The 26,571-nt window shown below is 62.2% G+C and carries 26 protein-coding genes and 1 pseudogene; 21 read left to right on the plus strand and 6 right to left on the minus strand.

The annotated features are described in order from the left end of the window. Window positions 1-19: 19 nt before the first annotated feature. Together IVB40_RS09870 and IVB40_RS09875 are read right to left on the minus strand one after the other, a co-directional pair. The gene (locus IVB40_RS09870; RefSeq protein ID WP_247818750.1) at window positions 20-697 is read right to left on the minus strand and encodes a glutathione S-transferase family protein; all 678 of its coding nucleotides are present in this window, start codon (window positions 695-697) and stop codon (window positions 20-22) included. A gap of 1 nt (window position 698) precedes the next feature. Continuing rightward, window positions 699-1,442 carry an SDR family NAD(P)-dependent oxidoreductase gene (locus tag IVB40_RS09875; RefSeq protein ID WP_247818751.1) on the minus strand — a complete coding sequence of 248 codons (744 nt, stop codon included), beginning with the start codon at window positions 1,440-1,442 and terminating at the stop codon, window positions 699-701. A 493-nt stretch (window positions 1,443-1,935) separates the two neighbouring features. On the opposite strand from IVB40_RS09875, the gene IVB40_RS09880 reads away from it, so the two are divergent. From IVB40_RS09880 to IVB40_RS09905, 6 genes are all read left to right on the plus strand, one after another. Then, window positions 1,936-2,673: an SDR family oxidoreductase gene (locus IVB40_RS09880; protein WP_027570875.1), complete on the plus strand. Its 738-nt coding sequence runs from the start codon at window positions 1,936-1,938 to the stop codon at window positions 2,671-2,673. A 10-nt stretch (window positions 2,674-2,683) separates the two neighbouring features. Continuing rightward, window positions 2,684-3,865, plus strand: coding sequence for an acyl-CoA dehydrogenase family protein (locus IVB40_RS09885; RefSeq protein ID WP_247818752.1), 1,182 nt, complete (start codon window positions 2,684-2,686; stop codon window positions 3,863-3,865). A 23-nt stretch (window positions 3,866-3,888) separates the two neighbouring features. After that, a complete protein-coding gene (locus tag IVB40_RS09890; RefSeq protein ID WP_247818753.1) occupies window positions 3,889-5,019 on the plus strand; it encodes an acyl-CoA dehydrogenase family protein in 1,131 nt (376 codons plus the stop codon). 14 nt (window positions 5,020-5,033) lie between these two features. Continuing rightward, window positions 5,034-6,221, plus strand: a complete 1,188-nt coding sequence (locus IVB40_RS09895) for an acetyl-CoA C-acyltransferase (RefSeq protein ID WP_247818754.1) — start codon at window positions 5,034-5,036, stop codon at window positions 6,219-6,221. 20 nt (window positions 6,222-6,241) lie between these two features. After that, window positions 6,242-7,252, plus strand: a complete 1,011-nt coding sequence (locus IVB40_RS09900) for a nitronate monooxygenase family protein (RefSeq protein ID WP_027570879.1) — start codon at window positions 6,242-6,244, stop codon at window positions 7,250-7,252. A gap of 153 nt (window positions 7,253-7,405) precedes the next feature. Further along, window positions 7,406-7,702 carry a YciI family protein gene (locus tag IVB40_RS09905; RefSeq protein WP_247818755.1) on the plus strand — a complete coding sequence of 99 codons (297 nt, stop codon included), beginning with the start codon at window positions 7,406-7,408 and terminating at the stop codon, window positions 7,700-7,702. A 126-nt stretch (window positions 7,703-7,828) separates the two neighbouring features. Here the strand turns inward: IVB40_RS09905 and IVB40_RS09910 are convergent, their stop codons facing one another. Beyond that, complete coding sequence (locus IVB40_RS09910; protein WP_247818756.1) at window positions 7,829-9,028, minus strand: acetyl-CoA C-acyltransferase; 1,200 nt, start codon at window positions 9,026-9,028, stop codon at window positions 7,829-7,831. Between the two features lie 170 nt (window positions 9,029-9,198). Between IVB40_RS09910 and IVB40_RS09915 the strand changes: the two genes are divergently transcribed. The 7 genes from IVB40_RS09915 to IVB40_RS09945 all read left to right on the plus strand — a co-directional run bounded on the left by IVB40_RS09915 (window position 9,199) and on the right by IVB40_RS09945 (window position 14,815). Continuing rightward, window positions 9,199-9,810 (plus strand): TetR/AcrR family transcriptional regulator, encoded by a 612-nt coding sequence (locus tag IVB40_RS09915; RefSeq protein ID WP_247818757.1) that lies wholly within the window; start codon window positions 9,199-9,201, stop codon window positions 9,808-9,810. Window positions 9,811-9,836: 26 nt separating this feature from the next. Next, window positions 9,837-12,158, plus strand: coding sequence for a molybdopterin-dependent oxidoreductase (locus IVB40_RS09920; protein ID WP_247819520.1), 2,322 nt, complete (start codon window positions 9,837-9,839; stop codon window positions 12,156-12,158). Between the two features lie 16 nt (window positions 12,159-12,174). Continuing rightward, window positions 12,175-12,387 (plus strand): hypothetical protein, encoded by a 213-nt coding sequence (locus IVB40_RS09925; protein ID WP_247818758.1) that lies wholly within the window; start codon window positions 12,175-12,177, stop codon window positions 12,385-12,387. Beyond that, window positions 12,303-12,878, plus strand: a complete 576-nt coding sequence (locus IVB40_RS09930) for an SDR family NAD(P)-dependent oxidoreductase (RefSeq protein ID WP_247819521.1) — start codon at window positions 12,303-12,305, stop codon at window positions 12,876-12,878. Before IVB40_RS09925 ends, IVB40_RS09930 begins: the two co-directional genes overlap by 85 nt. A gap of 87 nt (window positions 12,879-12,965) precedes the next feature. After that, a complete protein-coding gene (locus tag IVB40_RS09935) occupies window positions 12,966-13,733 on the plus strand; it encodes an SDR family oxidoreductase (RefSeq protein ID WP_247818759.1) in 768 nt (255 codons plus the stop codon). Between the two features lie 60 nt (window positions 13,734-13,793). Beyond that, entirely contained in the window at window positions 13,794-13,961 is a 168-nt protein-coding gene (locus IVB40_RS09940; protein WP_197031219.1) for a hypothetical protein, read from the plus strand. A gap of 65 nt (window positions 13,962-14,026) precedes the next feature. Next, entirely contained in the window at window positions 14,027-14,815 is a 789-nt protein-coding gene (locus IVB40_RS09945; protein WP_247818760.1) for a crotonase/enoyl-CoA hydratase family protein, read from the plus strand. Window positions 14,816-15,229: 414 nt separating this feature from the next. Here IVB40_RS09945 and IVB40_RS09950 read toward each other — a convergent pair whose 3' ends face one another. Further along, window positions 15,230-16,066 carry a DeoR/GlpR family DNA-binding transcription regulator gene (locus tag IVB40_RS09950; RefSeq protein WP_247818761.1) on the minus strand — a complete coding sequence of 279 codons (837 nt, stop codon included), beginning with the start codon at window positions 16,064-16,066 and terminating at the stop codon, window positions 15,230-15,232. A gap of 210 nt (window positions 16,067-16,276) precedes the next feature. Here IVB40_RS09950 and IVB40_RS09955 point away from each other — a divergent pair, with 210 nt between their 5' ends. From IVB40_RS09955 to IVB40_RS09975, 5 genes are read left to right on the plus strand one after another with little or no spacing between them, the layout of a single operon-like run. Continuing rightward, window positions 16,277-17,296, plus strand: coding sequence for an ABC transporter ATP-binding protein (locus IVB40_RS09955; RefSeq protein ID WP_247819522.1), 1,020 nt, complete (start codon window positions 16,277-16,279; stop codon window positions 17,294-17,296). A gap of 58 nt (window positions 17,297-17,354) precedes the next feature. Then, window positions 17,355-18,608, plus strand: a complete 1,254-nt coding sequence (locus tag IVB40_RS09960) for an ABC transporter substrate-binding protein (RefSeq protein ID WP_247359199.1) — start codon at window positions 17,355-17,357, stop codon at window positions 18,606-18,608. A 45-nt stretch (window positions 18,609-18,653) separates the two neighbouring features. Then, complete coding sequence (locus IVB40_RS09965) at window positions 18,654-19,574, plus strand: sugar ABC transporter permease (protein WP_035963518.1); 921 nt, start codon at window positions 18,654-18,656, stop codon at window positions 19,572-19,574. After that, window positions 19,571-20,380: a carbohydrate ABC transporter permease gene (locus tag IVB40_RS09970; RefSeq protein ID WP_027570890.1), complete on the plus strand. Its 810-nt coding sequence runs from the start codon at window positions 19,571-19,573 to the stop codon at window positions 20,378-20,380. The genes IVB40_RS09965 and IVB40_RS09970 overlap by 4 nt, the downstream gene beginning before the upstream one ends. Then, window positions 20,380-21,219 carry an endonuclease/exonuclease/phosphatase family protein gene (locus IVB40_RS09975; RefSeq protein WP_256468213.1) on the plus strand — a complete coding sequence of 280 codons (840 nt, stop codon included), beginning with the start codon at window positions 20,380-20,382 and terminating at the stop codon, window positions 21,217-21,219. Before IVB40_RS09970 ends, IVB40_RS09975 begins: the two co-directional genes overlap by 1 nt. A gap of 87 nt (window positions 21,220-21,306) precedes the next feature. On the opposite strand, the pseudogene IVB40_RS09980 reads toward IVB40_RS09975, so the two are convergent. Further along, window positions 21,307-21,456, minus strand: a pseudogene (locus tag IVB40_RS09980) (peptidase M14); the annotation flags it as partial. Window positions 21,457-21,707: 251 nt separating this feature from the next. Here IVB40_RS09980 and IVB40_RS09985 point away from each other — a divergent pair. The 3 genes from IVB40_RS09985 to IVB40_RS09995 are packed head-to-tail and all read left to right on the plus strand — an operon-like array spanning window position 21,708 to window position 24,209. Further along, window positions 21,708-21,902, plus strand: a complete 195-nt coding sequence (locus tag IVB40_RS09985) for a hypothetical protein (RefSeq protein ID WP_247818763.1) — start codon at window positions 21,708-21,710, stop codon at window positions 21,900-21,902. Then, window positions 21,874-22,326 carry a hypothetical protein gene (locus IVB40_RS09990; RefSeq protein WP_051462984.1) on the plus strand — a complete coding sequence of 151 codons (453 nt, stop codon included), beginning with the start codon at window positions 21,874-21,876 and terminating at the stop codon, window positions 22,324-22,326. Before IVB40_RS09985 ends, IVB40_RS09990 begins: the two co-directional genes overlap by 29 nt. Before the next feature lie 56 nt (window positions 22,327-22,382). Then, window positions 22,383-24,209, plus strand: a complete 1,827-nt coding sequence (locus IVB40_RS09995; protein ID WP_247818764.1) for an SDR family oxidoreductase — start codon at window positions 22,383-22,385, stop codon at window positions 24,207-24,209. Here the strand turns inward: IVB40_RS09995 and IVB40_RS10000 are convergent. Continuing rightward, the gene (locus tag IVB40_RS10000; RefSeq protein ID WP_247436145.1) at window positions 24,169-26,568 is read right to left on the minus strand and encodes a glucose/quinate/shikimate family membrane-bound PQQ-dependent dehydrogenase; all 2,400 of its coding nucleotides are present in this window, start codon (window positions 26,566-26,568) and stop codon (window positions 24,169-24,171) included. The two genes, IVB40_RS09995 and IVB40_RS10000, sit on opposite strands and share 41 nt — an antisense overlap. Between the last annotated feature and the right edge of the window lie 3 nt (window positions 26,569-26,571).

Below are 26,571 nucleotides of genomic sequence, written 5' to 3' on the forward strand. Positions count from 1 at the left end.
CGCGACCGGCGAACGGTTCTCAGGCCTTGGCAGGCGTCGGTGTAATTGGCGCGCGCGGAGCATTCGCCGCAGCCGCGCGCTGGTAAGCCTCCCGGCTTCGCATACGGTCGAGATAGGGCTGCGCATTGTCGCAAATGCCGACACCGTAGGCGACCGCCCAGTCCAGGCACGTCGTCAGCAGGATATCGGCGCTGCTGAATCGCTCGCCCATGATAAAATGTCGGCCGTCCGCCAGCGCGACCTCGACATGGCGCAGCTGCGCTCGAAAGTATTGGGCGGCTTGAGCTACGACCTCCGGCGCGACGCCGTAGATCGGGCCGAGCGCATCGGCGCTGTGACGGCGCATCACGTACAGGCTGGTCGAGTCGAGCTCGGTGACGATGAAGAAGCACCATTCCAGCCACGCTGCATAGTCGCGGGTGGATTCAGGGATCAATGCACGCTCGGGCGTAGAGTACATGCGCGACAGGTAAGCGACGATCGCGGCGCTCTCGCCAATGCGGAAGTCGCCGTCCTGCAGCAGCGGAATCTTCTGGCGCGGATTGAGCCTGGTGTATTCGGCGGTCTTGGTCTCGCCGGTCCGTGGGCCGATCGGTTTGATCTCGTAGGCCAGCCCCAGCTCGTGCATCGCCCAGTGCGGCCGAACGGTGCGGCTTGTCCCGACGCCCCACAAAGTGAGGTCTGGATTGTCGCTCATGTCACCATTTCTCTACAGCGGGACGAAGATCGAGTTCATGGGTCCAGCCGTCGCGGCTTTGCTGATGGGCAAACCAATACGCTTCGGCAATCGAGGAGGTCTTGGTCAGGCTGTCAGGCGGGATCTCGCTGGCCTCGATCCCCCTGGCCGCCTTCATGCGCTGATGGATGGCTTCGCTATCGACGCCGGCGTCGATGATGAGATGGACGACGTGAATATTCTCAGGCCCGAGCTCGCGCGCCATGGCCTGGGCCAGCGCGCGGAGACCGAATTTGGCCGATGCAAACGCAGCAAACCCCTTGCTGCCGCGGATGCTTGCGGTCGCACCGGTAAAAAAGATGGTGCCGCGTCCGCGGGACAGCATGACGCGCGCCGCTTCGCGCCCCACCAGGAAGCCGGCGTAGCAGGCCAGCTCCCAGGCCTTGAAGAAGAGCTTTTCGGTAGTTTCCAGCAGGGGCTTGTTGACGTTCGAACCGGCATTGAACAGGCAGATCTCGATCGGGCCGATATCGCGTTCGACGTCCGCGAACAGCTTCTGCACTTCCGCTTCCTGGCGGGCGTCGACGCTGAAGGCGTGAATGCTGTGGCCTTTCCCCCTGAGCTCATCGACAAGCGCCTGGGACCTGGCTGCATCGCGCCTGCAGATGCAAACGGTGTAGCCGCCGCTGGCAAACCGCCGCGCAACGGCAGCGCCGATGGCATCGCCCGCGCCGACCAGCATCGCGACTCCGCGACTCTCTCCCATGCTCGCTTCTCCCATAAGTTCTTATTTGATACGCTATCGGTATCGCCTGGAAGCCGCGTTGTAAACGGGGTTCTCGATAGTCTCTGCATAGGGCAGCGAACTTGCCATTTCTTGATCCGACTGTGACAACAAAATAGCGATTGACGAGTTCTAAAAAAGAACGCATGTTTCACCACGAGGCGCAATGCTGAAAAAGGCGCCGATGTTCTTCAGTCGGGAGGCGGTTAGTCGTGGCGAAGCTGTCGCAAGCACTTCGGTTCGATCAAATTGCTCTTCGGTTTGCTGGCCGCATCGACCAATCGACAGGTCGCCATCTTGCCAAAGCGCTGGACCAGATCGGGCCGCTCGAGGACTGCGCCGCGGCCATGGTAGCCTCGATCAGCGCGATGGCGAAATCCCCATCGTTCTGGTCTGGCTCAAAACGTTGTCCACGTTCCAAGGCCGATAGAACAGCTTCGCATACAGCGCGCCTAACTTAACCGGGAGAAGTTCCTTGAAAAAGAGAAATGCAACCGTCGCCGTGATCGGCGCGGGCGATTTCATCGGCGGCGAGATTGCCAAGAAGTTTGCCTCCGAGGGCTTTACTGTCTTCGCCGGCCGCCGCAATGGCGACAAGCTGGCGCCGCTGGTCAAGGAGATCGAGGCCGCCGGCGGCGAGATTCACGCACGTTCGCTCGACGCGCGCAAGGAGGAGGAGATCATCTCCTTCCTGAACGACGCCGACAAGCACGCGCCCCTGGATGTCTGCATCTTCAACATTGGCGCCAACGTCAACTTCCCGATCCTCGAAACGACCGAGCGCGTTTTCCGCAAGGTCTGGGAGATGGCCTGCTACTCCGGCTTCCTTGCGGGGCGCGAGGCGGCCCGGCTGATGCTGCCGCGCGGCCAAGGCAACATCTTCTTCACGGGTGCGACCGCTTCGTTGCGCGGCGGCAGCGGCTATGCTGCCTTTGCCAGCGCCAAATTCGGACTGCGCGCTGTGGCGCAGGCGATGGCGCGTGAGCTGGGCCCGAAGAATATCCATGTCGCCCACCTCATTATCGATTCCGGCGTCGACACCGAGTGGGTCCGCCAGCGGCGCCTGGAAGCGCTCGGGCCCGGTGCGCTCGACGATCCGGATCTGCTGATGCCACCGGCCTCGGTCGCGACGTCCTACTGGCAGCTCTACCAGCAGCCGAGGAGCGCTTGGACCTTCGAGCTGGAAATCCGCCCCTTCGGTGAGAAGTGGTAGGGCGCTCAGGATGGAACTCGCACTGTCTCCCCAAGACGCGTCCTTCCGTGATGAGGTGCGCGCTTTCATTTCCGAAAACTATCCGAAGGAAATGCGGGTCCCCAATCCGGAGACCGACCTGACCAAAGAGCAATCGTTGCTCTGGCACCGCATTCTCTACAAGAAGGGCTGGATCGCGCCGCTCTGGCCCAAAGAATATGGCGGCCCCGGCTGGTCGATCACCCGGCGTTTCATCTTCGAGCAGGAAACTAGCCGGGCCGGGACGCTGCCGCCGCTGGCGTTCAGCGTGACCATGGTGGGTCCGGTCATCTACACCTTCGGCAACGACGCGCAAAAACAGAAATTCTTGCCGCGGATTCTTTCGGGTGAAGATTGGTGGTGCCAGGGCTATTCAGAGCCGGGCTCGGGCTCGGACCTCGCCACCGTCCGGACCAAGGCCGTGCGCGACGGCGACCACTACATCGTCAACGGCCACAAGACCTGGACGACGTTGGCGCAGCATGCCGACTGGATCTTCTGCTTGGTGCGTACCGATCCGGGCGCAAAGCCTCAGGCCGGAATCTCGTTCCTCCTGATCGACATGAAGTCGCCCGGCGTCACCGTGCGTCCGATTATCACAATCGAAGGATCGCACGAGGTCAATGACGTCTTTCTCGAGGACGTCCGCGTCCCCGTCGAGAACCTGATCGGCGAGGAGAACAAGGGCTGGACCTACGCAAAATTCCTGCTGGGCAATGAGCGCACCAGCATGGCCGGGATTGGCCGGTCGACGCGCTATCTCGACCGGTTGAAGAAGATCGTGAAGGCGGAGATCCCCGCGGATGATCCGGCGCATCTCGAATTTTGCAAGGAAATCGGGCGGATCGAGCTCGACGTGCTTGCGCTCGAGGCCACCGAGCTGCGGGTCGTTGCGCAGATGGCGCGCGGCATCGATCCGGGTCCTGCGGCTTCGCTCTTCAAGATCCGCGGCACCGAGATATTCCAGGGCATTACCGAGCTGACGCATCGCGCCATCGGCAATTACGGGCTGGCGCTTCGCGAGCAATCTTTGAGCGCAAACCAGTTCATGCCGGGTCCCGATTACGGCCACACCGCGACGGAAAAGTACCTGAACGCGCGCAAGCTCAGCATCTACGGCGGATCGAACGAAATCCAGCGCAACATCATCGCCAAAGCGGTGCTCGGTCTCTAGCAACAGCGCAACAAGAGGATCGGATGGACATCCAGTTCACGGAAGAGCAGGAACTGCTGCGCTCCAGCGTGCAGCGCATGCTGCGCGACCAGTACAGTTTTGAGGCGCGCCGCAAGGCCGTCGCCAGCGACGAGGGCTGGAGCCGCAGGCAGTGGGATGCCTTTGCGGAGCTCGGCCTGCTCGCCGCGCCCTTCTCCGAGGAGAGCGGCGGCCTTGGTGGCGGCCCGCTCTCCACCATGATCGTTGCCCAGGAGTTCGGCCGTCACCTCGTCGTGGAGCCGTACGTCGAAACGGTCGTGCTAGCCGGCGGCTTGATCGAACATGCGGGGACCGATGAGCAGAAGCAGGCTTTGATTCCCGATATCATCGCCGGACAGAAGATCTGGGCGCTGGCCTGGACCGAAAAAGCCTCGCGCTTCGACCTCGCCAATGTCGCGACCACGGCGCGACTTAACGGCAGCGATTACATGCTCACTGGTGAGAAGACCGCCGTCGTCGCCGCGCCATGGGCGGACTATTTCATCGTCTCCGCCCGCACCAAGGGCAAGCACGACGATCGCTCCGGCGTCAGCCTGTTCGTCGTCGATGCCAGGACGGCCAATCTGGATCTGCGCAGCTTCAAGACCATCGACGGCCGCCGCGCCGCGGAAATCACCTTACGGGATGTTCGCGGCGAGTTGCTCGGCAGCGAGGGGGAGGGCGTCGCCCTGCTGGAAGCCTGCCGGGACCGGGCCATCGGTGCGCTCTGCGCCGAGGCGGTCGGCGCCATGGCCGAGTTGAACTCAGCGACGCTGGAATACGCCAAGGCGAGAAAGCAGTTCGGCGTCACCATTGGCAGCTTCCAGGTGCTGCAACACCGGATGGTCGACATGTTCATTGCCCATCAGGAGGCGCTTTCCCTGATGCAGCATCTCAATCTTAGCCTCGGTGCCGGCGAGAGCGGTATCTCGCGCCTCGCCTCCGGCGCCAAGTCGAAGGTCGGCTATGCCGGCAAGTTCATCGCCGACCAGGCGGTTCAGCTGCACGGCGGCATGGGCATGACCGACGAATTGAACGTCGGCCATTACTTCAAGCGAATCTCCTCCATCAACATCCAGTTCGGCGATCCCGCTCACCACCTGCTGCGTTACGTGCAGCTCGACGCGGCTGCATAGTAAAAGAGGCAAGCATGGCGACAGAGGCAGTTATCGTTTCCACCGCGCGCACCGGCGTCGGCAAGGCCTTTCGCGGTGCGCTGAACAACACCGAAGGTCCGACCATGGCCGGCCATGTGATGGCCGAAGCGGTGAGGCGCGCGGGTATTGATCCGGGCGAGGTCGAAGATGTGGTGATCGGTTGCGCGATGCAGCAGGGCACCATGGTGATGAACGTCGCACGCAAGGGGGCGATCCGGGCCGGCCTGCCAGTCACCGTTGCCGGCACCACGATCGATCGGCAGTGTGCCTCCGGCCTGCAGGCGATCGCGGTCGCGGCACGCTCGATCATGCTTGATGGCGTCGAGGTCGCAATCGGAGGCGGCATCGAATCGATCAGCCTGGTGCAAAACGAGCACATGAACAGATTCCATGCGGTCGACGACGAGCTGATGGCGATGAAGCCGGAGATGTACATGTCGATGCTCGACACCGCAGAAATCGTCGCCGAGCGTTACAAGATTGGCCGCGACCGGCAGGACGAATACAGCCTCGAATGTCAGCGCCGCATCGGCGCCGCGATGCAGGCGGGACGCTTCGATGACGAGATCGTGCCGATCAAGACGACGATGGCCGTCGTCAACAAGGACACCAAGGAGGTCACCTATCAGCAGGTGACGCTGTCGAAGGATGAAGGTCCGCGCCCCGAGACCACGGCGGAAGGACTGGCGAAGATCAAGACGGTGTTCGAAGGCAAGACCATCACGGCCGGCAATGCCAGCCAGCTCTCCGATGGTGCATCGGCGTGCGTGGTCATGAGCGACAAGATCGCTGCGAAGAAGGGCCTGAAGCCGCTCGGCATCTTCCGTGGCTTCGTCGCCGCCGGTGTCGAGCCGGACGAAATGGGCATCGGTCCGGTCGCGGCGATCCCGCGCCTTCTCAAGCGGCACGGCCTGAAGATCGACGACATTGATCTCTGGGAGCTGAACGAAGCCTATGCGGTCCAGGTGATCTACTGCCGCGACAAGCTCGGCATCGATCCGGACAAACTGAACGTCAATGGCGGTTCGATCGCGATCGGCCATCCCTACGGCATGACGGGCAGCCGGCTTGTCGGTCACATCCTGATCGAGGGGCGCCGGCGCAAGGCGAAATACGGCGTGGTGACCATGTGCATCGGCGGCGGCATGGGCGCAGCCGGCCTGTTCGAAATTGTCAACTGACCGAAAGCGGAGAAGCGCACGTGAAGACAGCAATCACCGAACTGTTCGGTATCCAGCATCCGATCATCCAAGGCGGCATGCATTATGTCGGCTTTGCCGAGCTTGCCGCCGCGGTCTCGAACGCCGGCGGTCTCGGCATCATCACCGGCCTCACACAGCGGACGCCGGAGCTGCTGGCGAAGGAAATCGCACGCTGCCGTGACATGACCGACAAGCCGTTCGGTGTAAACCTGACCTTCCTGCCGAGCTTCACTGCACCGCCGTATCCCGAATATATCGCCGCCATCAAGGAGGGCGGCGTCAAGGCCGTGGAGACCGCCGGCCGCAGCCCGGAAGCGTACATGCCCGCGCTGAAGGCGGCTGGCATCAAGGTGATCCACAAATGCACCTCGGTGCGGCATTCGCTGAAAGCCGAGAAGATCGGTTGCGACGCCGTCAGCGTCGACGGCTTCGAATGCGGCGGTCATCCCGGCGAGGACGATATCCCGAACATGATCCTGCTGCCGCGCGCGGCGGATGAACTGAAGATTCCGTTCGTGGCCTCGGGTGGCATGGCGGACGCACGCAGCCTTGTTGCCGCGCTGTCGATGGGCGCCGCTGGCATGAACATGGGCACCCGCTTCGTCGCCACCAAGGAAGCGCCCGTCCATGCCAACGTCAAGCAGGCTCTGGTCAAAGCCACCGAACTCGACACCGTGCTGGTGATGCGTGCGCTGCGCAACACCGAGCGCGTGCTGAAGAACAAGGGCGTCGATCAATTGCTCGAAGTGGAGCGGGAGAAGGGGGCGAGCCTCAAGATCGAGGACATCCACGAGCAGGTGGCGGGCGTCTACCCCAGGGTGATGGTTGACGGCGAGATGGACGCCGGCGCCTGGAGCTGCGGCATGGTGGTCGGACTGATCCACGATATCCCGACGGTGAAGGAGCTTATTGATCGCATCATGACGGAAGCCGAACAGATCATCCGGCAGCGGCTGACCGGCTTCCTTGACGGTACTGTCGACAATGCGGCCACGCGAGCCGTTGCTTGACAAGACCTTGTGAGAGAACCTTCAGTGCAAGGATCAATACTCGCCGATCGCATTCAGCAGCAGATGGGCGTCGCCGATTGATTTATCAAATCGAGGGGGCGCGAGCCCGGCCGACATGGAAGGTGAAATGCCGTGTTCATCGAGGAGCGACCGATGAAGTACTACCTCTGCAAGTACCTTCCGCCCCGGGTGGATTTTCTGGAGACCATGAACGCCGATGAGAAACAGTGGATGAAGCAGCACGGTGCGTTCCTGGATGATCTGCTCGCAAAGGGGCAGATCGTCGCGCACGGTCCCGTCATGGACCCGCGTGGCGGTTATGGCGTGTCGCTCTACCAGATCGCGGATGATCTCGACATCGAGGTGATCACCTCGGAAGACCCCATCGTGAAGAATGGCGCCGGCCACTACGAGCATCACCCGATGCTGCATCTGAAGGCGCGCGGCTGAGATCCTCGCCTCGTCCAATTCAACCGCTTCAACCGGGCGCATCTGCCGCGCCCGGCGCGCAGGATTCAGCAATCGGCATGGCCGACGCGCCCGGAAACCAAAACGGTCCGGTTGCCGATTGACGTGCTAGCGGTGTATCACTCGCTCGATGGCGATTGCGGTCGCTTCACCGCCTCCAATGCAGAGCGCAGCCACGCCCCGCTTGAGATTTTGGGCCTCGAGGGCATGCAACAGTGTGACGATCAGCCGCGCGCCGGTAGCGCCGATGGGATGACCGAGCGCGCAGGCGCCGCCATTGACGTTCAGCTTCTCCCTGGGAATGCCGAGGTCTTTCTGCGCCGCCATCGCGACCACGGCAAAGGCCTCGTTGATCTCGAACAGGTCGACATCGCCGACACTCCAGCCGACCTTGTCGAGCAGCTTGCGGATCGCCGGGATCGGCGCCGTGGTGAACCATTGCGGCTCTTGGCTATGGGTAGCATGACCTTTGATCTCTGCCAGCACGGGTAGGCCATCGCGATCGGTGAGAGAGCGTTTTGCAAGGATGAGAGCCGCGGCGCCGTCGGCATTGGCGGAGGAGGCGGCAGGCGTAATAGTGCCGTTGGCGCGGAACGCTGCCTTCAATCCGGGAATCTTGGCTGGATCCACTTTCAGCGGATGCTCGTCGTTCGCGATGATCCGTTGTCCGGCCTTTTCTGTGAGCGTGATCGGCGCGATCTCGGCCCTGAACGCGCCCCCTTCGACCGCGTTGCGCGCGCGGGTCAGCGTCTCGATCGCGTAGGCGTCCTGGTCCTTGCGAGTGAATTGATAAGCCTCCGCTGTGGCCTCGCCGAAATCGCCCATCGAACGCCCGGTTTCATATGCGTCTTCCAACCCGTCCATCATCATGTGATCAATGATCCGGTCGTGCCCGGCGCGATATCCACTCCTCGCTTTCGTCAGCAGATAGGGTGCATTGCTCATGCTTTCCATTCCGCCGGACAGCACGATCTCCGCTGACCCCGCCTTGATGATATCGTGGCCAAGCATAGTCGCCTTCATGCCGGAGCCGCAGACCTTGTTAACGGTCGTGGCGCCGGTCGCGTCGGGCAGTTTGGCGCCGCGCGCAGCCTGGCGGGCCGGTGCCTGCCCCTGTCCCGCCGGCAACACATTGCCCATGAACACCTCGTCGATCTTTTCAGGCGCCAGCTTCGCCCGCTCCAGTGCCGCACCGATAATGTGAGCGCCGAGCTTGTGGGCGCTCAGCGGCGACAACTCGCCCATGAACCGGCCAAGGGGCGTGCGAGCGGCGGAAACAATGACGATGGGATCGGAAACGGCGGCCATCGCGAACTCTCCTGCTGATATCTGTTGTTATATGATGATAGTCATATAAGATGGCAGGCATTGCAATGAAATCTTGCCGCAGCCGTCAAGAAAGCGCGGTTCGAGAATTGTTCCGAGGGGACGAGTACGATTGTACGGCCGGTCCTCCAGGGAGCTTGCACGGGGTGGTGATGCGTTACGGAGAAAACCACAGGCGTCGGACGCACCGTCGGATCGTTGAAAATGCCTCTTACGGTTTACGCCAGAAGGGTGCCAAAGGGCTCAGCGTCATCGATTTGATGAAACTTGCGGGTCTGACGCATGGCGGCTTCTACAATCATTTCGAGTCGCGGGAGGCGCTTGTTGGCGAGGCGATCGCCTTTGCAATGGACCAAACGGCCGAGCGCTGGAAAAAGCTGACTGACGACACGGCCAACGGCGAACGCTTCGACACCTTAATTGCCGACTATCTGAGTCCGCGACATCGAGACAATCCCAAACATGGTTGCGCCCTTCCAACCCTGGCTGTCGATATCGCTCGATCGGGCTCCAGCGAGCAGCAGGCGTTTGCCGACAAGCTGGAGAAGATGATCGACGTCTTTGTCGAGCTGCTTCCCGATCAGCCACCTCGACAGGCCCGCCAAATCGCGACCGGCGCTATCGCAACCTTGGTTGGATCAATCGTGCTGTCGCGCGCTGTTGGTGCTGGGAAGCTTTCCGACGGAATTCTCGCTGCGGGACGCATGACTGCCAGTGGCCGGACTCAAAAGCCTCGGCGTCGGGCGACAGGGACGATGCGCTGACAAATAACAATACCAGGGAGGTCACCATGACGGCCGGCAAGTGGCTCAAAACAGCCTGCAACCTGTGTTACATCAATTGTGGGATCGAGGTGTTCGTGAACAACGAGCGCCTCGAGAAAGTGCGAGGCGACCGTTCGAGCCCGAAATCACAGGGCTATCTCTGCAACAAGGCGACCCGGATTCCCTATTATGCCCATCACAAGGATCGGCTGACCAAGCCGCTACGTCGGCGCGCGGACGGAGGCTTCGACGAAATCGAGTGGGACGTGGCGATCGCGGAAATCGCGGCGCGGCTGCGCGAGATCGTGGACAAGCATGGCGGAAAGACTATTGCCCTTTACGGCGGTGGCGGGCAGGGCAACCACGCCGGCGGCGCCTATGCCAGCGGATTATTGCGCGCGCTGGGTTCGCGCAGCGTGTTCAACGCTCTTTCGCAGGAGAAGACCGGCGACTTCTGGGTCAATGGCCACATGTTCGGCAGCCAGACGTGTCACACAGCCGAGGATGTCCATCATTGCGATCTCTTGCTGGTCATCGGGGCAAATCCCTGGATCGCGCACGGCTTCCCCAATGCGCGCGATCATCTCAACCAAATCCGCAAGGATCCGACCCGCAAGCTGATCGTCATTGATCCCCGGCGCACCGAAACCGCCGAAATGGCGGATCTACATCTCGCAGTGCGTCCGGGTGCCGACACGTTCCTTCTTGGCGCGCTGCTGGCCACGCTTGTCCGCTCCGATCGGATCGACGACGCATTCATTCAGGAGCACACCGTCGGCTTCTCGGAAGTGAGGCAGGCGCTACTGGATATCCCCATTGAACAATGGGCTGCAGCCGCCGATATCTCGATCACGGACCTGGAGCGGTGCGCCGCGATGATCGCAGCCGCGAAGGCCATGGTGGTGCGGGTCGAGCTTGGCATCCAGCAGGGCATCAACTCGACGCTCAACTCCTATCTCGAGAAGCTCCTGATCATGCTTTCCGGAAATTTCGGCCGGAAAGGCACCAACCAACTGCATAGCTGGCTCCAACCGCTGTGGGGCAATTCGCCGAACCAGACCTTCGCACCGACTGGCGATGCAATTATCGGGGGCTTGTTGCCGCCCAACATCTTTCCCGAGGCGGTGCTCAACGACCATCCCGACCGGTTGCGCTGCGCTTGGGTCGACAGCTCCAATCCAGCCAACACGGCGGCAAACACCGAAGCTGTAGAGCGCGCGCTGCGCTCGCTCGACCTATGCGTCGTGGTCGACGTTGCGATGACCGAAACCGCACGGCTCGCACATTACGTTCTGCCGGCGTCTTCGCAGTTTGAGAAAACAGAATTCACCTTGTTCAATTTCGAGTTTCCGAGGAACTATTTCCACGTTCGTGCGGGTGTCTTGGCGCCGCTCGCCGGGACCCTGCCGGAGCCCGAGATCTACACGCGGCTTGCGATCGCTTTGGGGCTTCTACCAGGTGACAATGTGCTGGCGCCGCTGCGCGAAATAGCACGGCGCTCGCGACCGGAATTCGCCGCGGCCCTTCGTGCTTTCATCGCGGAAAACCCAGGGGCAGTGCCAGCCCTCGTGCTCTACCATACGCTGGGGCAGACGCTTCCGGATGGTACCGCGGTCGCGGCGCCTATGTGGAGCGCGGCACTGGCTTGCGCGAAGCGGTCGCCGCAAGCGGTGCGACGGGCAATTGGTGCATCGGACGACGTGGCGGACCATCAACTTGGCGATCTCCTGTTCGACACGATCGTGACTGCGCGGCAGGGGACGGCGATTACCGAGCACGACTATGACGAGGTCTGGTCATTGATCAGCCATTCGGACCGCAGGGTTCGACTGGTGGTCCCGCAGATGTTCGAATGGCTCGCGCGGCTCGATCCACGTGCCGCGGGCGCGCCAAAGGAGTTTCCGTTCATGTTGGCAGCCGGCGGCCGCCGCATGTTCAACGCCAACCAGATCTTCCGTGACCCCGCATGGCGTCGCGAGGATCCGGATGGCGCCATGCTGATCAATTCGAGCGATCTGAGAAATCTGGGCGCGGAGGATGGTGACTGGGTCGCGGTGGAATCCGTGATTGGCCGGCTCGTCGTCCGCTGCAAGCTCGATGACGCCATGCGAAACGGCCAGCTGGCGCTGCCGCACGGCTATGGGCAGGCATACCCCGCGTCGGACGGAGAGCGACTGATCAATGGACCACGTATCAATCTGCTCACAGAGAGCGGCAACCGCGATCCCATTGCCGGCACGCCCTACCACAAGAATGTTGCGGTTCGTTTGGCCTTGGTGTCCGCGCAGGAGGCAGCCGCCTATCAGTCGCAGTCCGAGCGAATTCATTTGAAAGCGGCCGGACAATAACGTGGAGAAAGTTCAAATGAGTGAGAAACCAGTCGCGATCGTGACCGGGGTCGGGCCGGGCACCGGAGCTGCCATCGTCAAGCGCTTCTCTGCCGGCGGGTTCCGTATCATAGCGCTGGTCGCTCAGCCGAGCTCATCAATCGCCTGGCGCAAGAGCTTCCTGATGTCCACGCGGCGACCTGCGACGTTTCAGACGAAAATCAGGTGCGGACCGTCGTTGCTGATGTAAAGCGGCGTTTTGGCGCGGCTGAGGTTCTCGTCCACAACGCGGTAGGCGGAGGCTGGGGGAGCTTTCGGGAGATCGATCCGAAGATGCTGAAGGGCAATTTCGAGGTCAACGTGATGGGCTTGTTATACCTGGCGCGCGAAGTGGCTCCTGACATGATCGACCGAGGCAAGGGCGCAATCCTGGTGACCGGAAACACGTCTTCGATCCGGGGCAAGGCCAACTTCGCCGGCTTCGCGCCGACAAAGGCGGCGCAGCGCATTTTGGCCGAGTCGATCGCACGTGACATGGGACCTCTGGGCGTGCACGTCGCCTATGTTCTCATCGACGCCGTGATTGATACGCCCAGAATGCGCGCGCGGATGAGCGACAAGCCAGATGAATTCTTTATCAAGCCTGCTGCCATCGCGGACGAACTCTATCATCTCTATGGGCAGAAGCGATCGGCTTGGTCGTTCCTCACAGAGCTGCGGCCATTCGGCGAAAACTGGTGACGCCCGGCTGGCGGGAAGCAGGGTCACGGCGGTTTCCGTGTCATCTCTTCATGGAGAGCGCGACAACGCAGGACTGGAAAGGTCAAGATGATTGATATCAAAAGTTCCGTGCACGAGGTTGCGGTGATCGTGGGGGGCGGTCCGGGCATCAGCTCGAGTTGCGCCCGGCTGTTCGCGGAGAACGGCATGCGTGTCTGCGTCGCAGCCAGGAATCCCGAAAAGCCGGTCCTCGAAGCCTTGGAGAAGACGCATCGTGTGCTTCGATATGCCTGCGATGCAACTGATCCAGCGGCGGTGACACAGCTGTTCGGCAACGTCGTTCAGGACGTCGGCACGCCACGACTTGTCGTGCATAACATCGATGGCCGGGTTCCCGGCATTTTCCGCAAAAGCATCATCGAAGCCGACCCGGGCATGGCGTTCGAAACACTTCGCAACTCGGCGTTCAGCGCGTTTCTGGTCGGTCAACAGGCAGCCCGGCTCATGCTTGGGAACGAACCCGACGCCAACGGCGCGAGAGGAACAATCATCTTCACGAACGCCAGCGCGGCGCTCAAAGGCTTCCCATCAAGTGGCGCATTTGCAATGGCATGTCATGCCAAGTCCGGACTCGCGCAGAGCATGGCAAGAGAATTGATGCCGCAGGGCGTCCACATAGCGAATGTGCCGATCGACGCCGCGATCGGCTGGACCCAGGAGGACGGCACTCGCGCGCATCGGCTGGCGGGGGCAACTGCCGACGACAATATGGCCGACCCCGACCATATCGCGAAAACATATCTGCAGCTTCATCGGCAGCATCGGTCGACCTGGGCGTTCGAGGTCGTGCTGCGGCCTTGGGTCGAGAAATGGTAGTGAGCAGCGTTGGAGCGCAGCCAAGTACATCGGCCGTGCAGCCGGGGCGCACGGGAGGCGGTGACCGACCTCGACGAGTTGATCCGCCGCCTCGATCGCGAGGAGTTCGATCTCGTCGCGGTGGGGCGGGCGCTGCTTCAGGATCCGCAGTGGCTGCTGAAGATACGCGACGGACGGACGGAAGAGCTGATGGCTTTTGAACGGACTGCGTTTGCGGCGCTGAGCTGAGCAAATTGACAGGTTAATTCTGCGCAACGTCGCGCAGTTGCCTATGAGCATTCGGAGACTAGAAAATGAGCGAGACGACGCAAGTCGGTCAGATCCGTACCGAGGTGCATGGGCATGTGTTCAAGATCGTCATCGACAACGTGGCGAAGAAGAATTCTTTCAGCCCGCAGATGATGGCGCAGATGTCGGATGCGATGACGCTTCTCGACCGCACCGACGACTATTGGGTCGGTGTGCTCTGCGCCGACGGCCCGGACTTCACGGCAGGCCTTGATATGCCGAAGTTCTTCGGACCCAAGGCCGAAAATACCGAGATCAAGCCCGGCAACATCGATGCGTTCGCGCTGAAAAGCCGGTGTCGTAAGCCGATCGTGACGGCCGTGCAGGGGATCTGTTTCACGATTGGCATCGAAATGATGTTGGCCGGCGACATCGTTGTGGCCGCCGACGACGCCCGGTTCTGCCAAATGGAATCCAAGCGCGGGATCGCGCCGCTCGGTGGCGCCCATTTCCGGTACGTGGCGCGGGCAGGATGGGGGGATGCGATGTATCATCTGTTCTTGTGCGACGAGTTCAGCGCGGCGCGGGCGTATAAAATCGGGTTTGTTCAGGAAGTCGTCGCTCCTGGTCAGCAGATTCCCCGCGCGATGGAAATTGCTGGTCTGATCGCCAAGAACGCTCCGATCGGCATTCAGGTAACCAAAGAGGCCGCGCTGAAGTACATTGAGGCCGGCGAAAGAGCGGCGATCGACTATATCCCGAAAATCAAGGACCGCGTTTTCAGCAGCGAAGACATGAAAGAAGGCATCCAGTCTTTCGTGGAGCGTCGCCCGGCGGTGTTCCGCGGAAAATAGATCCGGCTGGCTACCCCGATAGACGGCGAGGTCGACAGCAGCGGCATCAAGAGAATATTGATCTTCTCGGCAAGCACGCCTTTGTCTGTGCGGACCGAGCGAGCGGCCGAGCGCCTTCCGATCTCTGACGGTATTTGAATTTACACCGCACCAGTGCGCGCACGGCAATCTTCGCCCCCACACAGTGCCGACAGTCGATTGACCCCGATAGGTACCGGAGCCACCAGCGTTGCGAGCGGCTCGAATTTTCTGTGAATTCAAGACCGAAAAATCGCAGTGGGTATATCGTCGGGATTTGTCCGTCACACGTGGAGAATTGTGCTTACAAATCAGCCGAAACGGCGTCCGATATAATTGAGGGGGCGTAGGGGCCGCGGCCTTGGCGACTGCTGGCGCGGGTCAATTTCGCGCAGGCTACGTGGCTCCGGCACGCGCGGCATCGGATGCGTGAATGCGCTCGGCAAATTTGGCGCCAACCGGTGTAAAGGCCGGTGGCAGCGGCCCGTCGGTGAATAGGTGGTTACAATCGGCGAGATGTCCGCCGCGCACCGTGGCGTTGCGGCCGAATTTTGTCGTGTCGGCGACCAGGACGGCGGTGCGCGAATTGGCAACGATGGATTGCCGCGCCAGGACTTCGTCGATGTGAAAGTCGAGCAGCGCACCGTCCTGATCGACGCCTCCGACGCCGAATATCCCGTAATCGGCTCGATAGCCCGAGAAAAAGCGGGCCGCCGCTTCGCCCACGATGTCCCGGTCGAGCGAACGGAGCGTGCCGCCCGCGATCGTGATTTCCACGTCGGGATTTTGTGCGAACGCTGCGGCCACATTCAGATTGTTGGTGATCACGCGCAGATCCTGACGGCGGGATAGCGCCTGCGCGACATATTCAGGTGTTGTACCCAGCCCGATCATAAGCGACGCCCCGTCGGGAATGAAGCTCGCAGTCGCGTGTGCGATGCGCCGTTTGGCGTCGGCATTCAATCCCTGTCTGCTTCCATAAGCGAGATTCTGGCTTTGAACGGGCAGGCTGACGCCGCCGTGCATTCGCCGGAGCAGCCCTTGATCGCAGAGCGCATTCACGACGCGGCGAATGGTCTGCTGCGTGACGTCAAAGCGCGTTGCAAGTTGCTCGATCGAGGCGAAGCCTTCGTCGCGGACGATCTCCAGTATGTAGGCCTGACGTGACGAGACTGTCTTGAGCATGGGGCTGTCCGTTCGAAGCAAACTATCATTCGAACATCGAAGGCGCAATTTTCTGTTTCATATGGCGCTCCAATATGTTCATATGAACAGAATGACTTGCCGCGCCGGTGAACGTTGCGTGGCCATCGGGAGGGACGGCATGGATCTGTCTGCTCATGGCGACCAGCTTTGGGCTGCTCCGCGCGAGCAGGATGCTGCGAGCATGCCGAGCTATGTCTGCGCGCGGCGCAGAGCCCTGCAGCTGAGAGCGAACGGGCCATGTCAGCGATTACGCTGAGTCATGTCTCCAAGTTCTGGGGCGCGATGCGCGCCGTCGATGACGTCAGTCTGACGGCGGACGAGGGCTCGCTGCTGGTGCTGCTGGGACCGTCCGGCTGCGGCAAGTCGACCACGCTGCGGCTGATCGCCGGCCTTGAGAATGCTGACGCCGGCACGATCGCCATCGGCGGCGTCGACGTGACCCATCTGACTCCGGCGCAACGGAAGATCTCCATGGTCTTCCAGTCGTACGCGCTGTTTCCGCATTTGAGTGTAGCCGAGAACATCGTCTTCGGCCTGCGTGTGCGGCGCGTGTCGCGCGCCGAACGAGACGAACGGCTCCGGCGTGTGGCCGAGATCGTTGGCCTTGCGCAGCTGCTTGAACGCAAGCCGTCGCAGCTGTCCGGCGGCCAGCGCCAGCGGGTTGCACTGGGGCGAGCCATCATTGCGGAAGCGCGGGTCTGCCTCATGGACGAGCCGCTTTCAAATCTGGACGCCAAGCTGCGGCATGAGATGCGGACGGAGATCCGCGCCCTGCAACAGCGGCTCGGAATGACGATGGTCTACGTGACCCACGATCAGACCGAAGCCATGACGATGGCGGATCGCGTCGTGCTGATGCGCGATGGTCGTATCGAGCAGAATGGCACACCGGAGGAGTTATATAACCGGCCCGCGACGGCGTTCACGGCGCGGTTCATCGGCACGCCGCCGATGAATCTTTTGCGCCATGGCGATCATCTCATCGGCATCCGGCCGGAGCATATCCGCATCGGGTCGGGCGGGGATCATTTTGCGCGCGTCAGGGCGATCGAGCATCTTGGGGCCGACAGCATCGTTCTGTGCGAGGTCGATGGTCAGCCGATCTCAGTGCGGCTCGAAGGTTTCAGCAAGGTTCGGCCAGGCGAGGATGTCCGGATCGCGTGGGAACCCGGGCTCGAGCATCGGTTCGATTCGAATTCGGAAGCTCTCTTGGAGACCATCGTCACAGAGGGCCAGCGGGCGATAACCGGTCGATAGCAGCGGCTGTTTCAAACGTGGTAACGAAGGAGATTGTCACATGTTTGCGCGACGAACGATGTTGATAGCAGCGGCACTCGCCGTGCTCTCGATGGCTGCCCGCCCGGCCGCCGCCGTGGATCTGACCATGTACTATCCGGTCGCGGTCGGCGGTCCCGTCACCAAGATCATCGACGACATGGTCTCGCGCTTCGAGAAGGACAATCCGGACATCAAGGTGACGGCGGTCTATGCCGGCAACTACACCGATACGATGACCAAGGCGATGACCGCCATGAAGGGCGGGCAGCCGCCGCAACTGTCGGTGTTGCTGTCGACCGACGTGTTCACGCTGATGGATGAGAACGCGATCGTGCCGTTTGACGGCCTCGTCGGCGACAAGGCCTGGTTCAAGGAGTTCTATCCGGCGTTCATGGCGAACGGGCAGATCGACGGCAAGACCTGGAGCGTGCCGTTCCAGCGTTCGACCATCGTGCTGTACTGGAACAAGGACGCCTTCAAGGAGGCGGGCCTCGATCCCGAGAAGGCGCCGGCGTCATGGGACGAAATGGTCGAGATGTCGAAGAAGCTGGTCAAGAAGGATGGCGGCAACACGACACGCTGGGGCATCGAAATTCCCTCGACTGGTTATGCCTACTGGATGCTGCAGGCGCTGGCGATCGAGAACGGCCAGAAGATGATGAACGAGCCCGGCAACGAGGTCTATCTGACCGCTCCGAAGACGGTCGCCGCCCTCGAGTACTGGGTCGACCTGTCGCGCAAGCACAACGTCGCCCCCGCCGGCAGCATCGATTGGGCGACGCTGCGCAACGATTTCCTCGAAGGCAAGACGGCGATGATGTGGCACACCACCGGCAATCTGACGGCGGTCAAGGACGCCGCGAAATTCCAGTTCGGTGTGGCCATGCTGCCGGCCGGGGAGCGGCGCGGATCACCGACCGGCGGCGGCAATTTCTACATCTTCAAGAGTGCGTCTCCCGACCAGCAGAAGGCGGCCGTCAAGTTCATTCAATGGATGACGGCTCCGGAACGCGCGGCGGAATGGAGCATGAAGACCGGCTACGTGGCGGTGTCGCCGGCCGCCTACAAGACGCCGACGATGGAGGCCTACGCAAAGGGCTTCCCGCAGGCCACGGTTGCGCGCGATCAGCTGGAGCATGCGGTGCCGGAGCTCTCCGTTCATGAGAACGGCCGCATCTACAAGTTTGTCGGCGATGCCGTGCAGGCCGCGATCACGGGCGCGCAGAAGCCGCAGGAGGCGTTGGCTGCCGCGCAGCAGCAGTCCGACCGCGTCTTGCGCGCTTACAAATAGGGACGAGGCGGGATGGCGCGCCGCCGCCATCCCGCCGGCTCACAGATGTCCGACGAGGTCGCCTCATCGCCAATCGCCCCGCGCCGCGCCCGATCGCAGGCGTGGTGGAACACCGTGAACGCCTGGCTGCTGCTGTTGCCGGCGGCCGTCCTGCTGATCGCATTCACGCACTTTCCGATTCTGGCGACGATCCGGCATTCGCTATTCGTCACACGCCGGAACGGCACCGAGGCCTTCGTCGGGCTTGACAGTTATCGGTCCATGGCGGCCGATCCGATCTTCTGGAAGGCGCTGGTCAATAATTTCTGGTTCGCGCTCGGCACGATCCCTACCTCGATCGCCCTGGCTCTGGTGATGGCGATCTGGGTCAATCGCAACATGCGCGGCCGCGGCTTTCTGCGACTGGCCTACTTCACGCCGACCGTGCTGCCGATGATCGCCGTCGCCAACATCTGGCTGTTCTTCTACACGCCGGACTATGGGCTGCTCGATCAGTTGCGCGGCCTTTTCGGTCTCGGCGGCTGGAACTGGCTGGGCGATCCCTCGACGGTGATGAGCTGTCTGGTCGTGATGGTGATCTGGAAGGAGGCCGGCTTCTTCATGATCTTCTACCTGGCGGCGTTGCAGCAGCTCTCGCCGGATCTCGAAGAGGCCGCGTCCATCGAAGGCGCGAGCCGGTGGTACACGTTTCGCCGGATCACGTTCCCGCTGCTGATGCCGACCACGCTGTTCGTAGCGATCAACGCAGTCATCAACTCCTTCAAGCTGGTGGACCATCTGGTCATCATGACCAAGGGCGGTCCGAACAACGCCAGCACGCTGCTGCTCTACTACATTTATGAGGTTGCCTTCACCTTCCAGGATTCCTCTTACGCGGCAACACTGACGGTTGTGCTTCTGATGCTGCTGAGCTCGGTTGCGCTGATCAAGTTCGGTTATCTCGATCGCAGGATCCACTATCAATGAAAGGCCGGACACGCCCCATTGAAGCCGTCGCAGCATGGCTCCTGGCTTTGATCTGGCTCGCCCCATTGGCCTATGCCTTCTGGAGCGCGCTGCATCCGGCCGCTTACGCCACGTCGTTCAGCCTGTCCGCGCCCTGGACGCTGGAGAATTTTGCCAGGGCCTGGAATCAGGCGCCGTTCGCCCGGTACTATCTCAACACGGTCGTACTGGTGACCCTGATCCTGGTCGGCCAGCTCATCCTGTCGACGCTGGCCGCCTATGCCTTTGCGCGCTTCAAGTTCAGGGGCAGCGGCATCGCTTTCGCCCTCGTTCTGCTCCAGCTGATGATCATGCCCGACGTCCTGATCGTCGAGAACTACCGCGCGATCGCCAAGCTGGGATTGCTCGATACGATCCCTGCGATCGCGCTGCCCTATCTCGCGAGCGCCTTCGGCATCTTCCTGCTGCGGCAGACTTTCAAGGGTGTGCCCCAGGAGTTGGTGGAAGCCGCCCGGGTCGAGGGAGCGGGTCCGCTCGGAATCCTGTGGCGGGTCTATGTCCCGCTGGCTCGCCCGACCTACGTCGCCTTTGGCCTCGTCTCCGTCAGCTATCACTGGAACAATTTCCTGTGGCCGTTGATCGTCACGAATTCGGTGGAAGCGCGGCCGCTCACGGTGGGGCTTGCCGTATTCGGCGCGCCTGAGACCGGTGTGGATTGGTCAGTGATCACGGCGGCAACCGTGATGACGATGGCGCCGCTGCTGATCGCGTTTCTGCTGTTCCAGCGCCAGTTCGTCCAGTCGTTCATGCGTGCAGGCATCCGGTAATGAGACTTCTCACCTGGAACATACAGTGCGGCAAAGGATGCGACGGCGTGACCGATCTGGCGAGGATCGTTGCCGTCGCCCAGCAGACGCTCGACGCGGACGTGTTCTGCTTCCAGGAGGTGAGCGCGAACTTCTCCAGATTTGGTGATGGAGCGGATCAGTGTGAACAGCTGGCAGCCCTTTTGCCCGGCTACTCCGCAATATTCCGACCTGCTATCGAAACTGTCGACCGTGATGGCAACCTCCATCGCTTCGGCAACATGACGCTGTCGCGGTTGCCGGTGCTGCAGATCGCCAACCACCTGCTGCCATGGCCGGACGCAGCCACGGTGCGCAGCATGCGCCGTCACGCCCTGGAGGTGACGGTTCAGGCCTCGTTTGGCGCGGTCCGCATTGTCAACACGCATCTCGAATTCCATTCGGCCGGCCAGCGCGAGGCACAGATCGCCCGTCTGCTGGATTTGCAGGAGGAGGCGTCGATGAGCCCGAAGCAGGCCAGCTCCCGGCACGACGAGCCGTATGGAAGTCAGACCGTCGCTGCGTCGAGCCTGCTGTGTGGCGATTTCAATTTTGACGTTGCCGACCCCCAGCACGCATTGATTGCCCGATCCGGCCGGCCCGGTCTGGCCTATCGGGATGCATGGATCGCCGATGGCCGCGACCGAGCGCGTGCGCCGACTTGCGGAATCTACGACCGCGCGCAGTGGGCCGACGGGCCCGACTGCCGCGACTTCATTTTCGTGACGGAAGATTTGACCGGCTACGTTCGCAGCATCCAGGTCAACGAAGCGACCGATGCCTCCGATCACCAACCCATTGCAATCGAACTTTCGGAATAGAGGAATGTGCAGGCGATGCAGAAATTCCGGCGGCCACGCTGCTAATTGCGCGATCTCAGCGCCACAAACCTTGAGGGCGTTTGGCAACTACTCGGGATAGAGCTGAACGTCCTCCGGCCTTGGCTTCTTAAAAAGGATGAAGACCAAAGGATCGCCGGGCTCGGACATTGCGTCGCTGCGTTGGCCGGTTATCTCTCCGGCGACGGCGCTTGTATACTCCGCAATCACCTCGAAACTTGTCATTCCGACATAGATATTCGAGCTTCTCCAGGCTCGCGGTGGCGTCGCGACGTGATGCCGGACTCCTCAGACCCCTACCTCCAAGAGGCCGGTGTTTGACGTCGTGGCGCCCAAGGCGATTGCGCCCGCCCTCGGGCTGGGTGAGCGCGGCCGGCAATGGACGCCAGCGAAATTTTCAGATCATTAACAATGTTGAATCACAGACCGGAGCGATTGCCCTACCGTGAACCTTTCCGCTGGGGCTTTCCATGATCGATACGGCGACAAGGGCGTTGTTGCGCACCGTTCTCGACGAGGTGTGTGAAGGTGTTCCACGCTGTGAGATCGGCGCCCGGACCCACGTGGCCTCGAAGCTTCTGGAGACTGCAAGCAGGGGGGACATCTCTGCGGATCGCCTCAAACAAGCGGCCCGCAATGCTCTCTCAGAAGTCCCGACGATGTGACGATGGTCATGTGGGGGCGGGGGTGAATTTCCACGTGACGGTCCTCAAGATCCTGGTGAGCTACCCGGATGGGTTCGCTGCCCTGGAGGATCTCAAGCGGGATATGGCCATTCTGGCGACCAGCGGTCGCGACTGGACCGAGCGCACCCGGCGGCTCGCCGGGCGGGTGCCGGGGCTGGACATCTTTTCGCAAAGGCTGATCGACCGGACAAATGGCGGGTGGCGCATCACGGCCAAGGGCCGCGCCGTGCTTGATCTGATGGAAGCTCGTCCGGACCATGCGCCGATTGCCTGCGAACAACCTCCCTCAGAGCCGGAGTGCGTACCGGCGATCACGCGGCACTTTCCGGCGGAGAGGGGGCGAGGCCGGCTCGCAGCGCGCCGTCGCCGACGCAACGCTGGCCAGCAGGCTCGGGCGTCCTAGCAAGGAACGAGCGTCACTCCCAAAGCTTGAGCTACGCCCCGTGATGGAAGATGCTCATGCAAAGTTCCGACGCCACCTTGTCGACCGCCCGTCTGTCGCGCGTGACGGACGATATCTGGGTCGTGGACGACGCCCCGATCAGCGCCGCCGGTCTAAAACTTCCGGTGCGTATGACCGTCATTCGGCTCTCGAACGGCGATCTCGTGCTGCATTCGCCGGTAAGATATTCGCCGGCTCTCCGCGGTGAGCTGGAGCGGCTTGGGACGATAAGGTACTTGCTCGCGCCGAATATCGCGCACTGGATGTTCCTGTCCGACTGGCAGAGAGAGCTGCCGCCGGCGACGACTTTCGCGGCGCGCGGCCTTGCGGCACGCAGGCAAGTTCGAGCGGCACGTATCCGCATCGACCGCGAGCTTGGAGAGGCGACGCCCGAGGAATGGAGGGCCGACCTCGAAGCCGTCTCGGTGAACGCTCCGATGTTCTCCGAGATCGAGCTGTTCGACAAGCGCAGCCGGACACTGATCCTGACGGATCTCGTGCAAAATCTCGATCCCAACGATCTCAGCGCGCCAAATGAGGCGGCGGCAAACCTCCTGGGCATTTCCAAGCCAAACGGAATGGCGCCGGTCTATCTACGGCTTCTGCTGCGCCTCGGCGGCCGTTCCGTGCGGTCCGCAGCCGAGCGGCTTATACGGCTGTCTCCGGAGCGGGTGATCTTCGCGCATGGCGACTGGTTTGAAGCGGAGGGAACTGAGCGCCTCCGGCGATCCCTGCACTGGCTGCTTCCGCCGGCCCGCTCCGGATCTGAGCCGCGGCAAATGACCGGCACGCGCGTCGTCATCACCGGTGCCTCGAGCGGAATCGGGCGTGCTGCGGCGCTGGCCTTCGCGGGCAAGGGCGCAAGCGTGGTCTTGGCGGCACGCCGTGCCGAAGTCCTGACGAGCCTCGCCGCAGAATGCGAGGCGCTCGGAGGCCGCGCATTGGCGATCCCGACCGATGTCACCGATGCCGAGGCGGTGCAGCGGCTGGCCCGAGAGGCCGAAGACGCGTTCGGTGGCATCGACGTCTGGATCAACAACGCCGGCACGGGCGTTTTCGGGGCCTATCAGGACGCGGATATCGCGCTTCATCGCCGAACGATCGAGGTCAATCTCCTCGGCACGATGCATGGCGCTTTCGCGGTGCTTCCGATCTTCCTCCGCCAGAACCGCGGCATCCTGATCAACAACATCTCGCTCGGCGGCTGGGCGCCGACGCCTTTTGCTGCGGCCTATACCGCGAGCAAATTCGGCCTTCGGGGCTTCACCGCTAGCCTGCGTCAAGAGCTCAGTGCTCGCCGCAACATCCATGTCTGCGGCGTCTTCCCGGCCATGGTCGACACGCCGGGCTTCGTCCACGGCGCCAACATGTCCGGCCGGACGCTTGATCCCGGTCCGCTGCTGTATCAGGCGGAGGACGTTGCCGAGACGTTCGTGAGCCTCGTCCGCGCGCCCCGAGACGAAGTCGCCGTGGGCTGGCCGGCTCGTGCCGGCCAATTTGCCTACGCGATGGCTCCGCAGATTACCGAGAACATCGTGGGAGCTGCCTTCCGCTACCTGCTGTCGCGCGCGCGCCCCGCAAAGAGCAGCGAGGGCACCATGATTGAAGCTGGTCCGCAGGGTACGTCGATCGATGGCGGTTGGCTGTCACGTAAGCAGCTCCCACCTGCCGGCGTCATCAGTCAGGGGCTCGCGGCGCTGGGAATAGCTGCGGGCGTAGCTCTCCTGGCGTCAGCAGTTGCGCGTCGCGCCGGCAGATCGGGACAAGGCGTGGGCAAGTACAAGCAAGTCCTGCCGAGGCAGATCACGGCAGCGCGTAGGCTCGCACGTAATCGCCGAGTTTAGTTCCGAATGACCCGTGGCCGCCGTCGACCGTCACGACATATTGCTTGCCGCCAGCCTCATAGGTCATCGGCGTCGACTGGCCGCCGGCAGGAAGGCGGTCCTGCCAAAGCTGTCTGCCATCGCGAACGTCAAACGCGCGGATGTAGTCATCCATCGTTCCCGTGATGAAGATGACGCCGCCCGCGGTGACGATCGGACCGCCCAGCATGGGAACGCCGAGCTTGAATGGCAGCGGCAGCGGGGCCTGATCGCGTATCGTGCCGATCCGATGCTGCCAGACCACCTTGTGCGTCCTAAGATCGATCGCTGCGATGTTGCCCCACGGCGGAGCAAGACAGGGAATGCCGAGCGGTGAGAGGAAAATGCCGAGATCAACGCCGTAGGGGGCGCCGTACATCGGCTGCACGCCCAGCTCGGTTCCTGGTGGATGCGCCGCATTCGGCGCGGCCGGATTGTCCTTTCCGCGCGGCACCAGGCGAGAGATGAAGGGAATCGATTGGGGATTCGCGATCGCGATCTGGCGCTGTGGATCGACGGCAATGCCGCCCCATTCGAACATGCCGAAGTCTCCGGGAAACACCAGCGTGCCTTGTTCAGACGGCGGCGTGAACGGCCCCTCATAGCGCAGGCGCTTGAACTTGATCCGGCAAGCGAGCTGGTCGAACATCGTGCTGCCCCACATCTGCGCGTCCGTAAGTTTGCCGGAGGGGCGGAAGCTCAATTCCGAAAATGGCTGGGTTGGCGACAGCCGGTCTCCATTCGCGGCGCCCTGAGGCACCGGCTTCTCCGGTGCGGGCACCAACTGACGCCCGTCGCGCCGGTCGAGCACGAAGATGTCGCCAGTCTTTGCCGGGATGTAGATCGCCGGCGTCACGCCGCCGTTAGAGCGCAAATCGACTAGACTGGGCTGCGACGGCATATCCATGTCCCAGAGATCGTGGTGCACGTTCTGGAACGACCAACGCAGTTTTCCGGTCAAGACATCGAGCGCAATCAATGCCGAATCGTAGCGCTCGTTTTCGGGCGAACGGCCGCCGCCCCAGATATCCGGAGAACTCGAGCCGAGCGGCACGTAGATGAGTCCGAGCTTCTCGTCGACCGCCGAAATGCTCCACGAATTGGGTGAGCCGGCTGTAAAATGATGCGAGGCCGAAGGCATCTCGTTCGGATCGGAATTGCCGGCATCGAACGCCCAGAGCAACCGTCCCGAATAGATATCGAAGCCGCGGATCACGCCCGACGGGACGCGATCGGAATAGTTGTCGATCACCGCTCCGCCGACGATCAGAACCTTGTCCGTGACGACGGGCGGCGAGGTGCCCTCGTAGAAGCCGAGTGTCTGGATCTCGCTGCCTTGCTTGAGGTCGATCTGTCCCTGGTTGCCAAAACTCTGGCAAGGCACACCGCTCTGGGCATCGAGCGCGAACATCCGCCCGTCGTTGGTTGGTACGAAAATGCGTCCCGCACAATCGTTCGGGGCCGGCGCGCCGTCGGCAGTCACGGCGCCGGGCCTGGTCGCGTGATAGGACACGCCGCGGCAGGTCATGTGCTGGAATGCCTTGTTGTGCTGGACTTGCGGATCGAATTTCCAGCGCAGTTGTCCGGTCGCAGCTTCGAGCGCGAACACGATCTGGTGCGGCGAGCAGGTGTAGAGGAGATCCCCCACCTTGAGCGGCGTTGCCTGGTTGGTGATCTCGTCGGGGTCATCAGGGCCCTTGTGGTCACCGGTGCGGAATTCCCAGGCGAGCTTGAGGTCCTTGACGTTGTCCTTGGTGATCTGGCTCAGCGACGAGAAGCGCGTACCAAAGCCGCTGCCGCCGTAGGCCGTCCAGTTTTGGCCGGCAGCAGGTTGGTCCGGTTCGGGAGACGCAATGGCCCCGGTTGTTTCGCCCTCAGGTATCGTGCCGGCTAGATCGCGGCGATCGCTCGTCAGGGACATGCCGACGACGATGGCTGCGGCGACCAACACAAGGCCGAGCGCCCATCGCGCCGCGCGCAAGCGAGGCGCGAGGCGAGAGGCAATGAAGGGCAGCATCAGCCATAGGCCAAGCGGCACGAGCACGTCGCCGCGCGGCGCCAGCGACCAGAAATCGAGGCCGGCCTCCCAGATCGCCCAAGCCATCGTTCCGGCCAGCAGCGTGGCATAAATCCAGAGCGCCTCGGCGCGACGGCGCGCGAGCAGCCAGCTCGTGAGCAGAAGCATGATCCCCGCGATCAGGTAGTAGACGGAGCCACCGAGGGCTGCGAGCCAGGCACCGCCAGCCAGGAGGCCCAGTCCCATGATGGCGACAACCACGACGGTGATGGCCAGCAATGGCGCGTCACGGAACCAATTCGTTGAACGATGTGTCGGAGTCATGAT

The organism is Bradyrhizobium sp. 40 (assembly GCF_023100925.1).
GTDB lineage: Bacteria > Pseudomonadota > Alphaproteobacteria > Rhizobiales > Xanthobacteraceae > Bradyrhizobium.